General features: G+C 50.0%; 16 protein-coding genes and 1 pseudogene. 9 read left to right on the top strand and 8 right to left on the bottom strand.

What is annotated here, in order from left to right:
• Positions 1–179: 179 nt before the first annotated feature.
• Positions 180–1,124: a DUF1471 family protein YdgH gene (ydgH, locus tag CWM66_RS01790; RefSeq protein WP_035889269.1), complete on the bottom strand. Its 945-nt coding sequence runs from the start codon at positions 1,122–1,124 to the stop codon at positions 180–182.
• A gap of 510 nt (positions 1,125–1,634) precedes the next feature.
• On the opposite strand from ydgH, the gene pntA reads away from it, so the two are divergent.
• The 3 genes from pntA (at position 1,635) to CWM66_RS01770 (ending at position 5,780) form a co-directional block, all read left to right on the top strand.
• Positions 1,635–3,164: a Re/Si-specific NAD(P)(+) transhydrogenase subunit alpha gene (gene pntA, locus CWM66_RS01780; protein WP_035889270.1), complete on the top strand. Its 1,530-nt coding sequence runs from the start codon at positions 1,635–1,637 to the stop codon at positions 3,162–3,164.
• Positions 3,165–3,174: 10 nt separating this feature from the next.
• Entirely contained in the window at positions 3,175–4,563 is a 1,389-nt protein-coding gene (gene pntB / locus CWM66_RS01775; protein ID WP_007374816.1) for a Re/Si-specific NAD(P)(+) transhydrogenase subunit beta, read from the top strand.
• Positions 4,564–4,670: 107 nt separating this feature from the next.
• Positions 4,671–5,780: a mechanosensitive ion channel family protein gene (locus CWM66_RS01770; RefSeq protein WP_107146181.1), complete on the top strand. Its 1,110-nt coding sequence runs from the start codon at positions 4,671–4,673 to the stop codon at positions 5,778–5,780.
• Positions 5,781–5,857: 77 nt separating this feature from the next.
• Here the strand turns inward: CWM66_RS01770 and uspE are convergent, their stop codons facing one another.
• From uspE to ogt, 3 genes are all read right to left on the bottom strand, one after another.
• The gene (gene uspE, locus CWM66_RS01765) at positions 5,858–6,805 is read right to left on the bottom strand and encodes a universal stress protein UspE (RefSeq protein ID WP_007374818.1); all 948 of its coding nucleotides are present in this window, start codon (positions 6,803–6,805) and stop codon (positions 5,858–5,860) included.
• Between the two features lie 146 nt (positions 6,806–6,951).
• Complete coding sequence (gene fnr / locus CWM66_RS01760; protein WP_007374819.1) at positions 6,952–7,704, bottom strand: fumarate/nitrate reduction transcriptional regulator Fnr; 753 nt, start codon at positions 7,702–7,704, stop codon at positions 6,952–6,954.
• 208 nt (positions 7,705–7,912) lie between these two features.
• Positions 7,913–8,428 (bottom strand): methylated-DNA--[protein]-cysteine S-methyltransferase, encoded by a 516-nt coding sequence (gene ogt, locus CWM66_RS01755; protein WP_007374820.1) that lies wholly within the window; start codon positions 8,426–8,428, stop codon positions 7,913–7,915.
• A gap of 527 nt (positions 8,429–8,955) precedes the next feature.
• Here ogt and smrA point away from each other — a divergent pair.
• Positions 8,956–9,519: a DNA endonuclease SmrA gene (smrA, locus tag CWM66_RS01750; RefSeq protein WP_007374821.1), complete on the top strand. Its 564-nt coding sequence runs from the start codon at positions 8,956–8,958 to the stop codon at positions 9,517–9,519.
• Between the two features lie 60 nt (positions 9,520–9,579).
• On the opposite strand, the gene CWM66_RS01745 is transcribed toward smrA, so the two are convergent.
• Both CWM66_RS01745 and CWM66_RS01740 read right to left on the bottom strand, forming a co-directional pair.
• Complete coding sequence (locus CWM66_RS01745) at positions 9,580–10,125, bottom strand: hypothetical protein (protein ID WP_007374822.1); 546 nt, start codon at positions 10,123–10,125, stop codon at positions 9,580–9,582.
• Positions 10,126–10,289: 164 nt separating this feature from the next.
• Positions 10,290–10,617 (bottom strand): annotated as a pseudogene (locus tag CWM66_RS01740) (DUF4113 domain-containing protein); the annotation flags it as partial.
• 166 nt (positions 10,618–10,783) lie between these two features.
• Here CWM66_RS01740 and CWM66_RS01735 point away from each other — a divergent pair.
• The 4 genes from CWM66_RS01735 to CWM66_RS01720 are packed head-to-tail and all read left to right on the top strand — an operon-like array spanning position 10,784 to position 15,036.
• A complete protein-coding gene (locus CWM66_RS01735; protein WP_233218348.1) occupies positions 10,784–11,419 on the top strand; it encodes a molecular chaperone in 636 nt (211 codons plus the stop codon).
• On the top strand, positions 11,412–13,709 hold the full coding sequence (locus tag CWM66_RS01730; RefSeq protein ID WP_107146180.1) for a molybdopterin-dependent oxidoreductase: 2,298 nt from the start codon (positions 11,412–11,414) through the stop codon (positions 13,707–13,709). Before CWM66_RS01735 ends, CWM66_RS01730 begins: the two co-directional genes overlap by 8 nt.
• Positions 13,706–14,260 carry a 4Fe-4S dicluster domain-containing protein gene (locus CWM66_RS01725; protein ID WP_035890156.1) on the top strand — a complete coding sequence of 185 codons (555 nt, stop codon included), beginning with the start codon at positions 13,706–13,708 and terminating at the stop codon, positions 14,258–14,260. Before CWM66_RS01730 ends, CWM66_RS01725 begins: the two co-directional genes overlap by 4 nt.
• Before the next feature lie 2 nt (positions 14,261–14,262).
• Positions 14,263–15,036 carry a DmsC/YnfH family molybdoenzyme membrane anchor subunit gene (locus tag CWM66_RS01720; RefSeq protein ID WP_035890157.1) on the top strand — a complete coding sequence of 258 codons (774 nt, stop codon included), beginning with the start codon at positions 14,263–14,265 and terminating at the stop codon, positions 15,034–15,036.
• Positions 15,037–15,479: 443 nt separating this feature from the next.
• Here CWM66_RS01720 and CWM66_RS01715 read toward each other — a convergent pair whose 3' ends face one another.
• Together CWM66_RS01715 and CWM66_RS01710 are read right to left on the bottom strand one after the other, a co-directional pair.
• Positions 15,480–15,707: a hypothetical protein gene (locus tag CWM66_RS01715; protein ID WP_035890158.1), complete on the bottom strand. Its 228-nt coding sequence runs from the start codon at positions 15,705–15,707 to the stop codon at positions 15,480–15,482.
• A 393-nt stretch (positions 15,708–16,100) separates the two neighbouring features.
• Positions 16,101–16,319, bottom strand: coding sequence for a cold shock domain-containing protein (locus CWM66_RS01710; RefSeq protein ID WP_007374827.1), 219 nt, complete (start codon positions 16,317–16,319; stop codon positions 16,101–16,103).
• A 280-nt stretch (positions 16,320–16,599) separates the two neighbouring features.
• Between CWM66_RS01710 and cspF the strand changes: the two genes are divergently transcribed.
• A complete protein-coding gene (gene cspF, locus CWM66_RS01705; RefSeq protein ID WP_071532062.1) occupies positions 16,600–16,812 on the top strand; it encodes a cold shock-like protein CspF in 213 nt (70 codons plus the stop codon).
• The last annotated feature ends 62 nt before the right edge of the window (positions 16,813–16,874 follow it).

The raw sequence follows: 16,874 nt of genomic DNA, 5'->3' as shown, positions 1-16,874 counted from the left end.
AAATACGGCTAATCCAGAATAATTATTTTGCCGTGGCGCATAAATATGGTGGATATCACTGAGGCGCGGGATTTTACGGAGTGTCGTGAGGGCATGCAATGCTGTCGGTGACAATTTTGCGAAAAAGCGGGAAAAAAGCGAAAAAAAGGCGGCCGTAGCCGCCTGATTCAGGAATGCGCTTACTTGTAGAGATCGGCGCTGATGGTCATGTTGTTGCCGCTTTCTGACCACTGGCGCGTGATGTGGTAATACTTCGCGCCTTTCTGCGCGGCGCGTTTAGCAACCTGATAGGAGATTTCCGTCATGTTGCCGTAGTTGCCGGTAAACTTGATGCTGTCGAACGGTACCATCTGCGCAGCCGTGATCTTGTTCAGCTCTTCGACTTTGGTGCCGTCAGGCAGTGTGACACTGTAACGCCCGCCGGAAGTGGATTGCGTTTCGAAGAAACGGCCAATACCCACGCCTGGAGTTGCATCGCTGGCAACGCCCGGGATTTCCACTTTCTTCGCTTCTTCACCACCTTTAGCCAGCGCAGCGCGGCCCGCTTCGGAATCACGTGGAATAGCATCGGCGCTCTGGATAACACGTTTTTTGGCGTCAGCTTTATAGATGAAAGCGGTAATCATCTGGTTGCCGCCCTGGTTCGCATCGACCTGGCGAACGATATAGAAAGACGCGGCGCCTTTTTCGCTGGCGGCTTTGGTGATGGCGTCGTTAACTTCAGGCTGCGTGCGATAGAAGCCCTGAACGGTGACGGTATCGTACGGCTCAAGCGCGATGGCGACATCTTTCGGTAATTCTGTTACGCCGTTGATCACGCGGAAGGCCGGACGTTCTGCTTTTGGTGCGTCGGCTTTATAGAGATCGGCGGTCACACGTTGGTTGCCGCTGTTGCCCGCATCAGAGGTATCTACAACATAAAATGCTGCGGCGCCTTCTTTATCCGCGCGTTTGGATGCCGCATCGACGGCATCGCCAATGGCATTAAAGCGACCGGTAATGACGACACGATCGTAAGGTTTTACTGCCGCTGCTTGCTCCGGTGTTAACTCCGTGGCTGCGTTCGCTGTCATCACTGTGGCAGATAAAAGAGCTGACGCCAGGAGGGTGTACTTAAGCTTCATAAAAATAGTCCTTCGCCTTGCGCAAACCATAAACTGGTGTTGTTGTTGGGAAAACGTCGGTGATTATTGCATTTAAACAGCGCTACTGTCTGCGTCATTTTTCACTGAGTGTGCGGTGAGGAGGCAAATAACGATAACCTTTAGTGATATGTTGAAAAAACAGACGCTTGACCAGCAAAAGCGATATAGCATACAACTTTTAACGTTAATACATTGTTAAATGACGACTCTTCGCTGGAGATTAATCGTGTTTTGCCGCTTCGCTTGAGCGGAATATCGGCCTGTTATAGCGAATTTAAGGAAAATAACCCTGCCAGAATCCCTCTACCATTCATATTCGCGGATAAAAGCACAATTTCTCTTTTTCGGCTGTGGATCACAGGCGTTATTTTCAGTAGGTTATAGAAAGTTTGTTACTGTTTTATTTTCCGGGGCTTTTGTGAAAACAGAGGTAAAACGCCTCCGGGACGACTGACAAACCATCATCTAAATCCGATGGAAGGGAAAACTATGCGTATTGGTGTACCTAAAGAACGGTTGGCCAATGAAACCCGCGTTGCGGCGACACCGAAAACGGTCGAGCAATTGCTTAAATTGGGTTTCAGCGTTGCGGTTGAAAGCGGCGCGGGCAAGCTGGCAAGTTTTGATGACGATGCGTTTACTCTGGCAGGGGCAACGATAGTCGATAGCAGCAACGTCTGGCATTCCGACGTGATCCTGAAAGTGAACGCGCCGGACGATGAAGAGATCGCGCTGCTCAATCCTGGCACGACGCTGGTCAGCTTTATCTGGCCTGCGCAGAACCCTGCGCTGATGGAGAAGCTGGCGGCGCGCAACGTGACCGTGATGGCGATGGATTCCGTACCGCGTATTTCGCGCGCGCAGTCGCTGGATGCGCTCAGCTCAATGGCGAATATCGCGGGTTACCGTGCCATTGTTGAAGCTGCGCATGAGTTTGGCCGCTTCTTTACCGGGCAGATCACTGCGGCAGGGAAAGTTCCGCCAGCAAAAGTGATGGTTATCGGCGCGGGTGTGGCCGGTCTGGCCGCCATCGGCGCCGCAAATAGCCTTGGCGCGATTGTCCGTGCGTTCGACACCCGTCCGGAAGTGAAGGAGCAGGTGCAAAGTATGGGCGCCGAATTCCTTGAACTCGATTTCGAAGAGGAAGCTGGCAGCGGCGACGGCTATGCAAAAGTGATGTCCGAAGCCTTTATCAAGGCGGAGATGGAACTGTTTGCCGCGCAGGCGAAAGATGTCGATATCATCGTCACCACCGCGCTTATCCCTGGTAAACCGGCACCGAAGCTGATTACCCGCGAAATGGTCGATTCCATGAAGCCGGGCAGCGTGATCGTCGATCTGGCGGCGCAAAACGGCGGTAACTGCGAATACACCGTGCCGAATGAAATCAGCACTACGGCCAACGGCGTAAAAGTGATTGGTTATACCGATCTGCCAGGCCGCTTGCCGACGCAGTCTTCCCAGCTTTACGGCACCAACCTGGTTAACCTGCTGAAACTGCTGTGCGTGGAAAAAGACGGCAACGTAGTGGTTAACTTTGATGATGTCGTGGTGCGCGGTGTGACCGTGGTTCGCGACGGCGAAATCACCTGGCCGGCCCCGCCGATTCAGGTTTCGGCGCAGCCGCAGGCAGCCCCAAAAGCGACAGCTGCGCCGAAAGAAGAGGCCAAACCGGCCTCGCCGTGGCGTAAATATGCGCTGATGGCGCTGGCGATCATTCTGTTTGGCTGGCTGGCGGATGTCGCGCCGAAAGAGTTCCTTGGCCACTTTACCGTCTTCGCGCTTTCTTGCGTGGTGGGTTATTACGTGGTGTGGAACGTGTCGCACGCGCTGCATACGCCGCTAATGTCGGTAACCAACGCGATTTCCGGCATTATTGTCGTCGGCGCGCTGTTGCAGATCGGCCATGGCGGCTGGGTCAGCTTCTTAAGTTTTATTGCGGTACTGATTGCCAGCATTAATATTTTTGGTGGTTTCACCGTCACTCAGCGCATGCTGAAAATGTTCCGGAAGAACTAAGGGGTAACAAATGTCTGGAGGATTAGTTACTGCTGCATACATTGTTGCCGCGATCCTGTTTATTTTCAGCCTGGCGGGGCTTTCTAAGCACGAAACCTCCCAGCAGGGCAATAACTTCGGTATCGCCGGGATGGCGATTGCGCTGATCGCCACCATCTTTGGCCCGGATACCGGCAACGTTGCCTGGATTCTGGTGGCCATGATCATCGGCGGCGCGATCGGTATTCGCCTGGCGAAGAAAGTAGAAATGACTGAGATGCCGGAACTGGTCGCGGTGCTGCACAGCTTCGTTGGTCTGGCGGCGGTGCTGGTCGGCTTTAACAGCTACCTGTATCACGATGCGGGCCTGGAACCGGTGCTGGTAAATATTCACCTGACCGAAGTGTTCCTCGGTATCTTTATTGGTGCGGTGACCTTTACCGGTTCCATCGTGGCGTTCGGCAAGTTGCGCGGCAAGATCTCTTCTAAACCGCTGATGCTGCCGCATCGTCACAAAATGAACCTTGCGGCGCTGGTTGTCTCTTTTGTTCTGCTGCTGGTGTTTGTCCGTACCGACAGCGTCGGCCTGCAAGTTCTGGCACTGCTGCTGATGACTATCATCGCGCTGGTGTTCGGCTGGCATCTGGTGGCGTCCATTGGCGGCGCGGATATGCCGGTGGTGGTTTCCATGCTGAACTCCTACTCCGGTTGGGCAGCAGCGGCGGCGGGCTTTATGCTCAGCAACGACCTGCTGATCGTGACCGGTGCGCTGGTCGGTTCGTCGGGTGCGATCCTCTCTTACATTATGTGTAAGGCGATGAACCGCTCCTTTATCAGCGTGATTGCCGGTGGTTTTGGTACCGACGGTTCTTCATCCGGCGGCGATGAAGAAGTGGGCGAGCACCGCGAAATTAACGCGGAAGAGACTGCCGAGCTGCTGAAAAATTCGCACTCGGTAATCATCACCCCGGGCTATGGTATGGCGGTGGCGCAGGCGCAGTATCCGGTGGCGGAAATCACCGAAAAACTACGCGCGCGCGGCGTGAAAGTGCGCTTTGGTATTCACCCGGTCGCCGGTCGCCTGCCGGGCCATATGAACGTGCTGCTGGCGGAAGCGAAAGTGCCGTACGACATCGTGCTGGAAATGGATGAGATCAACGATGATTTCGCCGATACCGATACGGTGCTGGTGATCGGCGCGAACGATACCGTTAACCCGGCGGCTCAGGACGATCCGAAGAGCCCCATCGCCGGGATGCCGGTGCTGGAAGTGTGGAAAGCGCAGAACGTGATTGTCTTCAAACGTTCGATGAACACCGGCTATGCTGGCGTACAGAACCCGCTGTTCTTCAAAGAGAATACGCAGATGCTGTTTGGCGATGCCAAAGCCAGCGTCGATGCTATCCTCAAAGCGCTGTAAGTTATACCGCTTATACATACCGCTCTTTGGAGCGGTATTTTTTTGCCCGTAACCACCATGAGCAGAGCGACTATACTTCTTTCTTCATGTTTTTATGTGGAGGAAGGATGACGTTTTTGCCTCATTTTGACTTTATATCCTTATTGATGTCGCCCGCATTCTGGGCAGGTCTGGCGACAGTGGTAGTGGTCACGCTGGTGGTCTACTGGCTGTTTACGCGCTTACTGAAGATGGTGATGAAAGGGGCGCATAACTGGAGCGAGAAACAGCGTGGCGTTGGCAAAATGCAGCATGTGCTGGTCGATATGCTCAGCCGTACCAGTCAATTCCTGCTCTTTATTGCTGCATTACTTTTCAGTCTGCGTTTCATCGATCTTCCCGACCGCCTGTTTAATACCCTCGGACACGCCTGGTTTTTAGTGCTGGCGATTCAGATTGCCATCTGGTTCGATCAGGGCGTGGTGTCGTGGATGCGTCATTTGATGTATACGCCTGGTGCAAGCCGAAATCCGGTGACTATGGTGATTGCCGGTCTGTTGCTGCGCATGATGCTATGGACCATCATGCTGTTGTCGATTCTGGCAAACGCGGGCGTCAATATCACCGCGCTGGTTGCCAGCCTTGGTGTGGGCGGTATTGCGATTGCACTGGCTGTGCAGACCATCCTCAGCGATGTCTTTGCCTCGCTCTCCATTGGCTTCGATAAGCCCTTCGAAATTGGCGATTTCGTGGTGTTTAACGATGTTGCCGGCACCATTGAGCATATTGGTCTTAAAACCACGCGTATTCGCAGCCTGAGCGGCGAGCAAATCGTCTGCGGCAATGCGATTTTGCTGCAACAAACGCTGCATAACTATAAGCGCATGCAGACGCGGCGTATCGTTTTCACCTTCGGTCTGGCCGTCAGTACGCCGCCGGACAAATTGCGGAAAGTGAGTGAAATGGTGCAGGCCATCATTACCGACGTGGGTGAAACGAAGTTTGACCGCGCACATTTTCAGGGATTCGCTGCCGACAGGCTGAATGTTGAAGTCGTGCATATCGTCAACACGGCGGATTACAACAAGTACATGGATATTCAGCAGGAAATTAATATCCGTATTATGGAAAAGCTGGCAGAAGAGGGGATCGCGCTGGCGCTGCCGTGCGTGGTAGTAAAAGGTGGGCTGGCGGTAGAAAACACGGCGGCTGAGCAGCGCGGTGAACCGGCAGTATAAAAAATCCGCCTTGCTGAAGTGAACCCCGAAAGCTGGATACTCCAACAAATGGGGTTCACTTCATGGCGGGTTTTTATTTAATCGTCTTCGTCGTCCAGTTCGATCGGGCTTTGATAATCATCCGGTTTGATGACCAACAGGTCGCAGCGCAGATGATCGATTACCTGTTCGGCCGTATTACCGAGGAATGCCGCAGAAATCCCGGTTCGCCCGATGGTACCCAGCACTACAATCCCGGCCTGTAAGTGCTCGGCCAGATCCGGGATCACCTCTTCCGGTAACCCTTTCTCTACATGCGTCAATTTTTCATCAATACCGAATTTCTGCCGCAGCGCTTTCATTGCCAGCAGATGCTGACCACGAATAGCGTCGTTGTACACGCTGGGATCAAATTCCGGCAGTTCGATGGCGATATTGATTGGCGTAACAGGATAAGCGCCAACAAGATGCACTTCGGTATGGTTGACCTGTTCGGCCAAATGCAACGTCTCTTTGACCAGCTTTTCGTTCAGCGAATTGTGGTACAGCTCTTCACTGGCGAGATTGACCGCCACCACGGCGCGGCCACCTTCCGGCCAGGGCTGATCTTTGACCATCCATACCGGGCAAGGGCATTTGCGCAACAAATGCCAGTCCGTTGGGGTGAAAATAACTGATTCCAGCCGATCGTGCTGGTGGGTCATTTTCAGCAATAAATCATGACCGCCGGAAATCACTTCCTGGATGATGGCCTCGAAGGGACGATTATGCCAGACCACTTTGATCTCAATCGGCACGCCCGCATCGATGTAAAATTTCGCCTGCTCGCGGATCCACGCGGTACGCTGGCTGATAACGCCTTGCCGCATAGCGGTGCGTTCATCGGGGGACAGAAGGGTGGTCATTTCGTAAGAGAAATCATAGATTGGCAAAAAGGCTTTAATGCGGCCACCAATCCGTTGATGCAAATACACAGCACGCCGTAATGCTGGTTGATCGTCCTGGTTAGGATCGATGGCGACCAACATGTTTTGATACTTAGCCATACAGGGTCTCCTTACATCTGTCACCACAGTCTGTAAATAAAAGATAACCTATAAGCACTGAATGAAACAGGGAAAACCTTTTGCCAGATCAATAAATCACGAAAATTACACAGTCCGGCAAAAGGTCTGAAGGCAGGAGAAAAAACTCAGGCGACGTTGCGCGTATGGCCAGCCAGCTGCGCCAGCATATCGCTGTTTTCAATGGTGATATATTTACCTTTCACCGCCAGCATTCCGCTCTTCTGGAAACGACCGAGCAGGCGGCTAATGGTTTCTACCGTCAGCCCCAGATAGTTACCAATATCGCCACGGGTCATGGTCAGACGGAACTCGCGCGGTGAGAAGCCACGCTGGGCAAAACGACGTGAGAGATTGTAGATAAACGCCGCCAGACGCTCTTCGGCATTTTTCTTCGACAGCAGCAGGATCATATCCTGATCGCCTTTGATCTCGCCGCTCATCAGACGCATCATCTGCTGACGCAGGTTCGGCATTTTGCCGGAGAGATCGTCCAGCGTCTCAAACGGGATTTCGCAGACCATCGAGGTTTCCAGCGCCTGTGCGAAGCTGGGATGATGAGCGGTACCAATCGCGTCGAAGCCGACCAGATCGCCCGCCAGATGAAACCCGGTGATCTGCTCGTCGCCCTGTTCGGTAATGGTGTAGCTCTTAATCGTACCGGAACGAATAGCGTACAGCGATTTCAGTTCATCCCCTGCTTTAAACAGTGTCTGACCTTTCTGGATGGGCTTTTTACGCTCAATAATGTTGTCGAGCTGATCCAGCTCGTGCTCATTGAGAGTAAAAGGGATACAAAGCTGGCTAATGCTGCAATCCTGGCAATGGATTGCACATCCGCCTGACTGAATGCGTCGTATAATTCGCTTTTCCGGGATCATAGGTCTGCTCAAGCCGTAATTGATATTTGTCAATTTTAACATCTTTTTCTTGAGCACGTAAGTCTGGTAAAACGTCAATTCACGATTATTAAAACAGGCGGGCGAGCTTCAACGAAATGAATCTACATCATCTCGTTGAAATTCCTTCACTTCGTTAAGGTTTTTATCGCAATACGTCCTGATAAAAAGCCTTTTTATGCGCTTTTTCTCACAATAGCAGGTAGCCTTCATGGCGTAACAGCCACTCTTTGCGCTGTACGCCGCCCGCATAGCCGGTCAGGGTGCCATTGCTGCCGATGACGCGGTGACAGGGTACGACAATACTGACCGGGTTTGAACCATTGGCGGCTCCCACAGCCCGCGCCGCCGTTGCGCGTCCCAGCGTTTTTGCCAATTGGCCATAATGCACCACCTGGCCACACGGGATCGTGCGCAGCGCTTGCCATACTTCACGCTGAAAAGGGGTGCCAGCGGTCGCTGTGGGGAGGGTGTCGATAACAGCCAGATCGCCATCAAAGTAGTCCTGCAGTTTCTGGCTCAATCCGCCAGGATCTGTTGCGGCGATGCGTTGATAGCCTTCACTGCGATAATGAATATCCAGTAGCTTATTCATACGATCGCTGTGCTCTTCCCACTCCACGGCGCGCAGATGAAAACTTTCGTCGCACACTATCCATAGCGGGCCAAGCGGGGTGGATATTTTGTCCTCAAGTAACGTTAACATCTGGCGTCCTTAACCGCGGCAAAGTTCGCCAATCCTAGCAGACGACTTGCAGTGCCACCATACCCCAAAAGTACGTTTATTCCACTATGTCAAGGCGAGGAACAGAATAATAAACAGACAATGTGTCGTTATCTAATAGATCATATATTATCTATTCCCGCTGATAAAAAAATAGAGCCTGCCGACATCCGTCAGGCTCTACAGTACACACAATGACGCTTCCTTTCGTTATTTCCTGCAGTGTCCTCCGTGTGCGGTAAATATAGTTATAGCGATGCGCGTAAATATTTCCAGTAAGAAATGGTGATTGATTTCACGATAATTTAACTAAAATTCAGGTCGCCAGTGCGATAATAATTTTAGTTAAGTTAAATTTGTACTCACAAATTTATTATGGTTTTTGGCTGCAATTAAACAGGCGAGAACATTAACTGTTTGGCCGACTTAAGGTAAATCCTCGAGAGCCATTGTAGGGGCGGGGTACGCCCGTTATAGTACATGAGCAGAAGTTGATGGAGGAGTGCCTGATGAACCCTGACGACAAATCGCTTTTTCTTGACGCCATGGAGGACGTTCAGCCCCTGAAGCGCTGTGCAGATGTACACTGGCAGCGAACACCTAATCCTCGCGCGCAGCAGCGTATCGATACCCTGCAGCTCGATAATTTTCTCACCACCGGTTTTCTTGACATTATCCCTCTTGGTACGCCACTGGAGTTTAAACGCGAAGGGTTGCAGAACGGCGTGCTGGATAAGCTGCGGCAGGGGAAATACAGCCAGCAGGCAAGCCTTAATCTGCTACGCCAGCCGGTTGAGCAATGCCGCCAGATGCTGTTCCGCTTTATGCACCAGGCGCGGCTTGATGGTCTGCGTAATGTGCTCATCATTCACGGCAAAGGGCGGGAAGATGGCTCGCATCCGAATATTGTGCGCAGTTATCTGGCGCGCTGGCTGACCGAGTTTGATGATGTTCAGGCCTTTTGTGCGGCGCTGCCGCATCATGGTGGCAACGGTGCTTGCTACGTGGCGTTGCGTAAGTCGGAGCAGGCAAAGCAGGAAAACTGGGAGCGCCACGCCAAACGCAGCCGCTGATGGTCTGGCGTGATTTTCGTGTTGCCTTTCACTGGCGGGTTTCTGCATGGAACCCGCTGTTTAATATAAGTGACTAATATCCGTCATTTTTGCCTGCGCTGGCGAATACTCCGACGGCCTGAGTTTTATCCGCTGTCTGGCGATATTTTCGGCCTGCTGATGACCGCCCATAAAATCTCTGGCGTTTCGGCCTTCAGTGATCCCGTAACGTCGTTTGTAGTAAAAGTTAAACGTTTGGGGAATCACACCGGAATAATACTGGGCTGAATATTCAGCGGTGCCGCCCCGGGCTTTTATAAAATTAACAATGGTATTGCCAATATCGCTACTGGGTGAAGAACAGCGCAGGTAGCTCTGCTTTCCGTCGCCACCAAAAACCATACCGTGCAGGCTTTTCATACTGATCCCTTTCCGCTCCAGCGCGCATTGAATATCTTCCAGGTTCTGTTGTAGCGCCAGAGCCGTATCAAAATGCGCGCATAGCAAGTAATCGTGCTGATCGGATAATGCATACAACCCCAAACAACTTTGTACCGCTGGCATAGAAAGGTCTAAACCTTCGCGTTTAAAAATACCATATTGTCCTTGAAATACGACAACTCTCATCTCAGTAGCTCCATTACGTAGTGAATGTTATTTTCAGATCGGGAAACCTGTTTAATAATACAAAGAGAATGATTTTTGTCTCTTAATAAGAATAATATTTATCTCTTTTTGATCTTAAATAAATAGATTGAAAGAACGCCTGTATAAATATATCGACAGCGTTTTTATTTGACGATCGGTAAATCAACGTAGCGTGTTGTATAACCCGGCGATAGCATCTCTCGCTTCATGGCCCAGCTTTTTTGAATGCCCTGACCGGCAAACCAGACGGTGCCTCGTGGGAATAGTCAGCCGGCCGCTGGCCTGCGGGTTATAGAAGGTTTTATTTTCGTCATGTGGGCTGGCGCGTATAAAAACGCTTATTACGCAGCAACGTTTTCTTCCAGCCTGGAGTTTCTCCGCCGCACGCTCCGCATAGGCGCACCCTGCCTGATACATATCGCTATATTGAGTGATGCGGTGACCAAATGAGCGGCTACAGATGATCTGCTGAACTCATCGCGACCTGCTCCACGCTTTAATCGTGAGCGTCAGCACACTGTGTGACGATTTATCCTCCCGGCCTCAAAAAAACAATAAAAACGTATCCATGATCAAAAAACATCCTCTGCCGGTAGTTTTACAGTGAGATTATTCTTAAGCATATAGGATATTTCATATGTTTTTTTCTTCAGACAGGGAAGAGCAGGGTGAAACACTTCCTCCCTCTTTATCGGCCTTACCCGTGTCCTTCTCTCGTGAAGAATGGATAGCAACAGGGATCTGTCTCCGCGACTTTTTTGCTTTCCCGCAATCAGGCTCACTGGCTGAAATCAGTAACAGACTCCAGGATTTATGCCTGCGCCATCCGGGGTTACCCGCTATCCCTTCCTCCGGGGACTGGCTTGAAGTCGAATACGATTTTAACCGGCTATTTGTAGGTCCCATGGCTTTGTTGGCTCCGCCTTATGCTTCCGTATATCTGCATACAGAGCCGCAAGTGATGGGAAAAAGTACGCTCGAAATACGCAAGTGTTATCACGAACTGGGTTTCGAAGTTTCACTAGAAAATCAATTTCCCGATGATTCAATCAGTTATGAAATTGAGGCCTGTTTGCTACTGGTATCGTTACCTGAACTGACGCCAGAACAGAGAGAAGTACTGAACTGGCTGACGCATCAGCACCTGAGTAAATGGTTGCCGGACTTTATTACCCGTATCAAAGCCCATGTATCAACGCCGCTGATTGCCTCAGTTGCTGACGTACTTTCGCTTTGGTTTTTCGATTTACAGCGGAGAATTCTCCATGACTGACACACCTGATTCCCCCGCCAGGCGGCGCTTTATCAAAAATCTTGCCCTCGCAGGCGTTGCTACCAGCCTGCCAGGCGGGCTGTTGACCCCTCGCCGGGCTGCAGCACAGCCCCCGATACCTTACAATCCTGATAACTACACCCTTTATCGAAATTCCTGTCCCCGCAATTGCTATGACACCTGCAGCCTGAGAACTCACGTTAAAGACGGTGTCATCCACTATATTGACGGAGCAAAAGAGTCGACTTTCACGCATGGTCAACCCTGTATAAAAGGTTTGACCTATCCCCGCCGGGTCTACAGTCCTGACCGGATTAAATACCCGATGATTCAGGATGGCCGGGGTTCCGGTAAATGGCGTCGCATCTCCTGGGAAGACGCAATGGAACGCATTGCCAGCAAAATTCTGGAGATTAAAAAGAAAGATGGCTCGCTTCTGGGACTGGGCCTCACGAAATATTCAGGTAATTTGGGCATTCTTAATTACGGTGTTGAAGGCATGATGTCCTCGCTGGGTTACACCACCCGTTTTGTCGGCACTCCCTGCTGGCCTGCAGGAATTGATGCCCAGAGCTATGACATGGGGGATATGTGGTGTAACGATCCCGAAGATATGGTCAAGTCCAGGTACATCATTATCTGGGGCGCTAACCCTGCCTGGTGTTCCATGCACAGCATGAAATACATCTATCAGGCGCGCGAGCGTGGCGCCAGAGTGGTTGTCATTGATCCCCTCCTGACACAGACAGCAGCCAAAGCCGATTTGTACTTACGGATAAAACCAGCCTCCGATGGTGCGCTGGCGCTGGGTATGGCTCGCCACTTATTAGACAACGGTCTGGTGGATAAAGACTTTACTACCCAGTATGCCGTCGGTTTTTCTGATTTTGCACAGTATTTAGAGGAAAACATCACCCTGGAGTGGGCAGCGGAGCAGTGCGGCCTTCCTGCCGACACCATTCGTCAGCTTGCAGAAGATTTTGCTGCAGTAAAACCAGCGACTATCTGGATCGGTTACGGTATGCAACGCCATATCAATGGTGGCGCAAATGTGCGTGCCATTGATGCGCTGGTCGCCATGACGGGGAATATCGGTCTGGAAGGGGGAGGCGCACGTTATGGTCACCTTTATACCTGGGGATTCAATTATCACGCCATGCTGCAAAAACAACCTGAGGGATCGGTTGGGTTTACCGGACAAAAAGGACCAAAAGGGGAGTTTGATTTTGCGGCAAAAACGGAAGCCAGTTATACCGACCGCAGTGTGAATATAAACAAAACCGCGCAGGCCATACTGGACACGAATGATCCGCCCATTCGTATGTTGTGGGTGGCGTGTAAGAACCCGCTATCACAGGATTTTGATCATAATAAAATGCTCAAGGCTTTCAAAAAGCTGGAGATGGTGGTGTGCGTGGACCATTTTTTCAATAAAACCGTGGAGCAGGCCGATATTGTTTTACCTGCCACAACCCAAATGGAGGAGTGGAATGTCTCGGTATCGTACTGGCATTACTGGTTAACCATTAACCAGCCGGCGATTAAACCAATGTATGAGTCGAAATCGGATATTGAGATAGCTGCGGCACTCTCCCGAACCATGAATCGCTTGTCTCCTGGCTCCTGTACATTCCCGCAGGAGATTGACGGTAAAGAATGGGTAGCGAAAGAATTTAACGATGGGATCTACAAACTGTTTGGCATCTCATCCTGGGAAGAGCTGCTCAATGGCCCTGTCAAAGCTAAACTGCCACATCCTGCGGCCTGGCACGACTTCAAGTTCAAAACACCATCCGGTAAATACGAATTTGCTTCGGCGCTGAGTCAGGAGAACGGCCACTCACGCTTACCTGAATATAAACCGGGCAGGGCGAAAACCCATCCATTCCAGCTTTTTACTCCGCATGCATTATTTGGCATCCATTCACAGTTCATTAATCTGGACTGGATGAAGGTGTTTTACCCGGAACCATTTGTTTACCTCCATCCCGCAGCGGCACAACTCAAAGGTATCAAGGAACTGGACTGGGTTCGTGTCTTTAATGGCATTGGTGACGTGACTGTCAGGGCCAGACTCACCACGAACGTACCGAAAGATATGCTGGTGATGTATGAGGCCTGGTTCCCGAAAAAGAGTTTTAACGTTCAGAATGTGGTCGATGATACCTCATCAGACATGGGGCAAATGAAAACCGGTTCACCGGGTTCCGCCATCCATTGTCAGTTTGCTGATATAGAGTTAACAAAAATGCCAGCACAGGATAAATCGATACAAGGAGCAAAAGCATGAGACGTGCATTCCTGGTCGATAGTGAAAAATGTATCGGGTGCCGTGGCTGTGCCATGGCCTGTAAAAGTTTTAATCAACTGGAGCCTGATCTTTTCTGGCGCTATGTCTACCCGCTGGGGAATTCCATCTATCCGCACGAAGAAAGGGCTTTCTACTCACTGGCATGTAACCACTGTGAGCATCCCGCCTGTCTGGATGCGTGCCCGGTTGAGGCCTATACCCTGCGCGAAGATGGTATCGTCGTACATGACCCTGCTCGCTGTATAGGCTGTAAAAACTGCCTGCGCAGTTGTCCTTATGGTGCCCCCAGATTTAACGAAGTCACTCATAAGGCTGAAAAATGCAGTATGTGTTATGAACGGTTAGATGCAGGTTTACAAACAGCCTGCATTGATGCTTGCCCTGTCGGTGCATTAACCATGATAGATCTGGATGGACAGGGTGCCCCCGGAAATGCCATACAGTATCCCCCCGGATACCCTGTTATGCCATCCCTGAACCCCGGGACCCGCTTCATTATGCCCCGCACACCGCATCAGGCTGGAGAATAATCATGGAACACTATGAGTTACCACTGGTTTTCTTTACATCGCTGAGCCAGACGTCTGTCGGAATGGCCCTGTTTCTTGCCTGGCGGCGCATTTATAACCGTGATATCCCGCAGCGCAGGTCATGGTTTATTACGGGCGTGGTTCTGGGCGTATCCCTGATTGGAGCAACCTTCCATCTGGCCGATCCGTTCCATGGCTATAATGCTTTTATTAACTTAAGACATTCATGGCTTAGCAGGGAAATTCTGGCAGCAAGCCTTTTTGCCGTCACGATTGCGCTGGCACTGTTCACTGATGGAAAAGTCGTGACCGTGATTGCAGCGGCAGTGATGGGGATCGTTCTGATTGCAGTGCAGGGGCTGACATATGCAGCACCCGCAATGATCGCCATCAATAACGGGCTGCCGATGATTCTCTACCTGTTAACGGCATGGGTAATGGGGGCGGCAATGCTCCCGTTGCTGGATAAGTCTCCGGCACTTTCTCCCTTACGCCAGGGGCTGGTGTTACTGATTCTGGCCATGGTTATCGCACCGGTTATCTGGCGCAGCGGTGGAACGATTGCACGTATGACCGCAGAACAATGGAGCTCATCTCCTTTTTTCTGGTCCGGCTTAATCTGTTTCGCGCTAACACTCGTCTTGTCCTGTCAGCGCCAGAAAGCGTCAGTTTCCATTGCAACGGTTATCATTGCACTTTCAGGTATTATCCTGAGTCGACTGACATTCTTTGGTGATACGGTGAGCACAATTATTAATATAGGTCAGCCGTACTGATCCCACATCAACCGGCTTTCTGAATTTATACCGGTCATATTTGTGAAAAAGCCCCCGCATTGCTGCAGGGGCTTATACATATGATGCCGGGTGCCTCCCGGTAAGCCTTTGGGTAACCCCCCATGGCTCGCTGCTTCAGTCGTGCATGATGAACATTCCAGCAAAAGTGTCATCAGGTTAATTAGCCCCGCCGCTTAGGAGGATTCACCATAAAAGGCAAGATAGCATGAAGGGGATTAGAGCGATATCGACAATTTGTCAGTACACAAAGAGTCATTTTCACTTCTCAGGGTAAGCGCTTATAAAATTTTGAATGTGTTATAAAAAAAAGCCTGCAGTTAGCAGGCGATAAAGGGTTTTTACTCATTTTTTTTAGTTGTATCTGTTGAATAGGGTAAGTGAGCGTGCGCAATTAAATGTGAAGCAGAGAACTTAATGAAATGCTATAAATATTTCCTGGCAGCATCAAGTATCTCCTGAGAAGTCAATTCCCTGTCAGAAGCCACGTGAACAACACCATGATCTCCGGTCAAAGAAGGAAAACCTGCTGACATAATCCGAAGATGAGTTTCTTCACCGTTTGGATATTCCTGCTTAATAGAGGATATACCTTCAAGAACGGTCATGACCTTACAGGATTCAGCATTAAAAAACACAAGGACTTTTATCATCTGTTGGTTTTTTCCATAAGGCAATCTCTTCGATAGAGGAGATAATTTTTTGTGATCAACCTGCGCGGACTATGTGATATTTACAAAAGTCTGGTAATTTTCTTTTTTTTAATTTTGAAAGCTAAAGAAAATTAAAACAGGATAGAATCAAGGACGTGATGCTTTCGGAGGCTGCCTGACCTCTTACGCACTTTATTATTTAACAAGCAGTTAGCTTCTGCTTTTAGACTTTTCATGCAGCAGACCTGCACTTCATCACATCGGTCAGCACACTCATCGATGTGCAAAAATATGCTGACCTGATATTAAGAATAAACTGCCTTTCGCTAAATTAATTTATGGATCTGTCTACTCAGGAATAATCCTTCATCGTTGTCGCAGACCCACAAAGATTTATTTATCGCAAAGTATTACGTTTGCCGCAGCAGGACCTTTGTCTCCACTGTGTATTGCGAATTCAACTTTCTGCCCTTCAAATAAGGTTTTAAAGTTGTCTCCGTTAAGCGCTGAAAAATGAACAAAGATATCTTTGCTCCCATCAAGAGGAGAGATGAAGCCAAAACCTTTGTCTTCATTAAACCATTTTACAAGGCCTTTAATTCTTGAGGTCATACTGATTCCCGTCACAAATTATAGTATTGATAGTAAACGTATAGTATTAAACGTATGGACTCAAAAGAGGGGATATCAGCGATAACGCCTGGTAATGAGGACTGCCCGGAAAATGTTTAACGTTCGTTTGTACATCGAACTGATGGGATTCATTAAGGCACGGGAAGTCATAATAAGCAAATTATATTTTAGCCATCCAGAGGTCCTGCAAGGAAAATTAAAAGTGGCAATATAATTTTTTCAGGGTATAGTCTTTGCGTGTTTTCAATAAGGAATTGACTTGTCCCATAAAATGACAGGAATTGTCAAAAGTTTTGACATTCTCAGCGGTAAAGGTTTCATCACCCCTTCAGATGGCAGAAAAGACGTTCTGCTTCATATTTCAGCCGTTAATTCACGCGAATCGGAATTACCCATTCCAGGAAGCCGTATTGAATTTTGTCGGATTCACGGTCCCAGGGGGCCTGTGGCTGCGAACATCTATCTTTCCTGAATTTCAGTGCACCAAAATAAATAGATTAAAACTTAACCAAGTGTGATACGGTGAGGCTCATT

Origin of the sequence: Kosakonia sp. H7A (assembly GCF_003028445.1) — a bacterium.
Lineage (GTDB): Bacteria > Pseudomonadota > Gammaproteobacteria > Enterobacterales > Enterobacteriaceae > Kosakonia > Kosakonia radicincitans.
This window is presented reverse-complemented; position numbering and strand designations above follow the sequence as displayed.